We start from the raw sequence: 4,281 nt of genomic DNA, 5'->3' as shown, positions 1-4,281 counted from the left end.
ATCGGTGATTGAATCTGAACCATAGTTAGATTGCCCGCTGTCCATCAGCCCGTAAAAACGCGGACAGTTGGTGAGCCGCAGGCTGGCATCAGTCCAGCTGGTGGTTGTGCCGACGCTTTTAAATACCTGACTGGCGTTATAGCTTCCCAACTGCACCACCGGATTTGGCGTGGTGCAGGTTTGTGAGACCACATTCAGCGTGCCAGTAAAGCTAACGGATGATAAACGCACGCTTGCGCCACTGTCTGGAATGAAATCCATCACAACATTGGGTAAATCCTGCCCTCGAATGATCCCCGGCGCGATTGGACCGATTTTAATAAATGAGATATCAAAGGAGACTTCAGAGAGATAGGTGTAATCAGTATTTACCGGGACGCTTCTGCCGTCTCTTCTGTAGGGAAATGCATTCCCACTGTACCAGGCCACAACACCAATCCCCGGAACACCGGTTTCATACACTTTCCCCGCCCAGGCGCCACTGTTCCATGCAGACAACGGTTTAGGGCTGAAACCGTAACTCGAACGCGCCTCCCAAGACCAGACAGTGGGATTGCTAGCGCAGTGCACAGTGGGACCGTATGAAGGTTTGAAAAACTGGCGAAACAAGGTGGTGCCAACCGGCACATCTTGCCCCACGGTAATATTTCCGCCCTGAAGAGCCACCGTGGTCATAATGCCAGGTGCTGAAGCATCGGCGGCGCAGGTGACAGCCTGTACCGAAGTGAGCGGTGCCGCCAACAGCAGCACGCTAAATATCCATTTTTTCATACATTATTCCCTGTTATTAACGGCCGCATACCGCATTGAATGACTGCAATCCCGGCGGGCTACTTTTTGCCTCAGGTACACGCTGGTAAAGCAACAAGCAGGATTGCTGCGCTTCACTGCCCCAGCGCACCGTTAATGCGCCCTGCTCCTGTTCAACCAGGGCGTAAGCTTGCCCAGCTTGGCCCACGGAACCCACCACATTGCCTTTGCCATCCAACACATCGGCACCAAACGGCAGCGGTTTGCCTTGCCAGTTAGCGGTGATCAGAATCGGCAAACCGCGATGTGCCTTAAATTTCACTTTCACCACCGCACCTGAATAAGGCGCGACGCGCGATGAGGTGTTCTCAAGTTCAACGCCCGCTGATGTACCTTTCGGATCCAGCACGATCTCATTCATCTGATAAGGATTGAGGTACGGCACCAGCGCATATCCGTTGTTATCTACATACACGCCCGGATAGGAGGAGACGCTCGCGCCCTGCGCGCCTTTTGCTTCCACCAGCGCATAGGTGTCGCCGCTGTACGGACTTAAAGTGACGCCGCCGCTGTGTGCCACGATGGTGCCGTTGAGCCCAGCAGAAGCACTCTGATAGCCCTTACCGCTGCTGACCGAACCACTCAGATTGGTTGTGCTGGCACGATATTGGCCGTTCAACGCGCCGCTGCTGCCCTCATTCGGAGAGGCATGACGCGCCGTCGCGCCATAGCTGAACTGGCTGTCATCACCTGCGGTGCCTGAAAGCGAAGCCTGTTGCCCCCAACGTCCGTCGTTATCGTGTGATAGCTCGGTACGCAGCAGTGGCGTATGGCGCTGATTATCGCTACCCAGCGGCATGCTGAAGCTCAGCAAGTAACTGTTTTGTGAACTGCCGTAACTGCTGTAGCTACGGTTGACGGAAATGCCCCATGAAATGAAACCGGTGCGATTGTTGTAGCCGAGCTGGAACTGTTTTTCGTTGCCTTCACGATTCCAGTAATCCTGCAGCGAGCCGCTAAGGTAGAAGTTACCCCACACATCCGGCAGCGTTTGTCCGGCGGTGACCGAGAAGCGATTTTTGGCGCGATAAACGGAATCCAGCCCGGCGCCACGCTGCAACGCATCACGGCTTTGCATCGCCGTCATAAAATCCATAAAGCCGGAGGTTGAGAAGCGATAGGCGGCGATTGACAGATTACTGCCGGTTTCTGGTACCGCTTTGCTGTAGCTAACGCGGTAACTTTGCCCGGTCATGCTGGCATCTTGCTGCTTATCGGCACTTCGCAGATGGGTACGCGCCTGAGTAATATCGAAGGCGAAGGCGCCCAACGGTGTACCCAACGCCGTTCCGCCTTGCAGCGCGTAATAATCCTGGCTCGCCTGCAAACCCGCGTAACCAGTAACATCGTTAGTTAAGCCATATTGCCAGGTGCCCTGATAGAGCGCGACGTCATCGCGGATGTAGTCGGCACGCAATTTACCTGCCGTCACGTCATAGCGGGATGTGCCTGGACGCAGCAATTGCGCTACCGCTGCGTAAGGCACGCGGAAACTGCTTTTACTGCCATCCGCTTCATTTACCGTCACGTCAAGATCGCCGCCGTAACCGGTAGGATAAAGATCGTTAATCAGGAATTCGCCCGGCGACACGGTGGTTTCATAAATCACCTGACCTTGCTGGCTCACCGTGACGCGTGCGTTGGTGCGCGCGATGCCGCGAATCTCCGGCGCATAACCGCGCTGAGATTCCGGCAACATGCGCTCGTCACTTGCCAGCTGCACGCCACTAAACGGCAACGTATCGAAGATAATCCCGCTGGTATTTGATTGTCCGACGACGACGCGGCCACGCAGCGGCACCACATCATGCTGTACATAGGTATTAAGCGACTGATAGTCGCTGCCGCCTTGTTGCTGCCAGTTGTAGTTGCCGTTGTGACGCAGATACCAGCCGCCGATGTTCAAGCCCGCATTAATCTCGCCAAAGAAGGATTTATACACTTGTCCCGCCGAGCGGCTGGTGTAAGCATTGGTTGAATATCCCAGCATCAGCGCCGGAATCCCCGCATCCCACAAAGCCGGATCAACATAATCGTGCGGCACGCTGGTCAGGTAGATTTGCGGAATGGAGATGTCGAGGCGCAGCTGGTTGCTGTCGTAGCTCACGCTGGCGTCAGGCAGTACAGATGCCAAATCGCTGCACTCGGTTTCTGTGGTGAGCAAACCCGCAGCCGAAGCTGGCAGCGTCGAGGCGTTAAACGGGATCTTTTTCAGCAACGGCGAAGGTATGCAGGCGCGCACCTGCTTATCCGCCATCTCGCGGAAGTTGATGTCCTGATTGGCAATCAAGTGCTCGTTGACGTACACCAGCGTGCGATAGGTTCCCGGCGTTGCCGATGCGCCCTGATTAAAGCGCGCCAGATCGATGGCAGCGCCTTTGCTGACCTGCAAAAAACTGGCGTCGAATTCCGCCTCTTCAGCAGCAAATACCTGCTCTGCGCCACTTAATAACGCAGCAAACACAGCGCTGGCCAACAAGGTGTAGCGCAGCGGCAGAGTAGATTCTCTGGTAAAAGTCATAAGCGTGCCTTCCGGCACGTCTTGGCATGCCGGCTATAGGAGATTGAAATTCAAGAGAGAAATTATTTGATTGCAGCGGTAAAAGGCTGAACGGCACCGAAATCGTTAACGTACTCACCGCTGACGTTGGCACCCGCTACCGCGCTGATCTTCAACGTGAGCGAGGAGAGCGGCGGCACCATTTCACCGTCAATGGTGTGTCCATTTACCTTCACCGTCACCAGCGAGACATTGTAAGGCGTTGGATTGCTGGCCTTTAGCTGGCCGTTACTTGCAGACCAACTCAACGATTTCACCGCTTCATTGGCATCACCTTTCAGGCCAGCCGGACGGTAGAACAGTTTGATACGTGTGCGGAATGCCATCTGTAACGTGTTGAGCTCTGTTTTCTCTTTGGTTTTCGCCGGAATCTCCAGCACGTTCAGCCATGACACCGATTCACGATCGTGGGCAAACACGCCAGGATTGGTCAGAGACAGGCGTAATGTCTGCCCTTTTCCGGCATCAACACGGTTCACCGGTGGCGTGATGATGAAAGGCGTTTGAATGTTCTCTGGCGTCGCATTGGCATCCCCGTTATCAACCCAGCTTTGGATCAAAACCGGCGACGCACCCACGTTCTTCATTTGCACGGAGACTTCTTTGTCATCCTGATGAAAAATGACGCGCGTACCCGTAATAACGATGCTGGCCAAAGTCTGGCTACTGATGAAGGTGGCGCAAAGCAAAGCGAATATAGGCAGGGTTTTACTGATGGAGATGTTCATGCGTGAATCCTGAGAAAGAAAGGTGGGATTGCTCCCACCTGTCGGTGATTACTTGTACATAATCGAGTAAACGACACTGCTTTTTACCAGCCCTGCGGTGGTGGCACCTTCAGCGTAATACTGCACGGCGTACGGCAGAGTTGCGCTGCCAGTTGTTACGCTGGCGTAGGTGTTTTTGGTGAT

At 54.5% G+C, this 4,281-nt stretch carries 3 protein-coding genes and 1 pseudogene; all 4 read right to left on the bottom strand.

All coding sequences use genetic code 11. From position 1 onward, the window contains the following. Positions 1-750 (bottom strand): fimbrial protein (locus RTY00_RS20835; protein WP_409519156.1); only part of this gene is annotated, 750 nt, incomplete at its 3' end. Between the two features lie 37 nt (positions 751-787). After that, on the bottom strand, positions 788-3,331 hold the full coding sequence (locus RTY00_RS20830; protein WP_312665962.1) for a fimbria/pilus outer membrane usher protein: 2,544 nt from the start codon (positions 3,329-3,331) through the stop codon (positions 788-790). Positions 3,332-3,393: 62 nt separating this feature from the next. Beyond that, on the bottom strand, positions 3,394-4,098 hold the full coding sequence (locus RTY00_RS20825) for a molecular chaperone (protein ID WP_312665960.1): 705 nt from the start codon (positions 4,096-4,098) through the stop codon (positions 3,394-3,396). Positions 4,099-4,146: 48 nt separating this feature from the next. Next, positions 4,147-4,281, bottom strand: a pseudogene (locus RTY00_RS20820) (type 1 fimbrial protein); the annotation flags it as partial.

The organism is Pantoea sp. CTOTU49201, from assembly GCF_032054795.1.
Taxonomy (GTDB): Bacteria; Pseudomonadota; Gammaproteobacteria; order Enterobacterales; family Enterobacteriaceae; genus Pantoea; species Pantoea symbiotica.
Note: the sequence above shows the minus strand (reverse complement) of the source record. Positions and strands in the feature narration are given on the sequence as shown.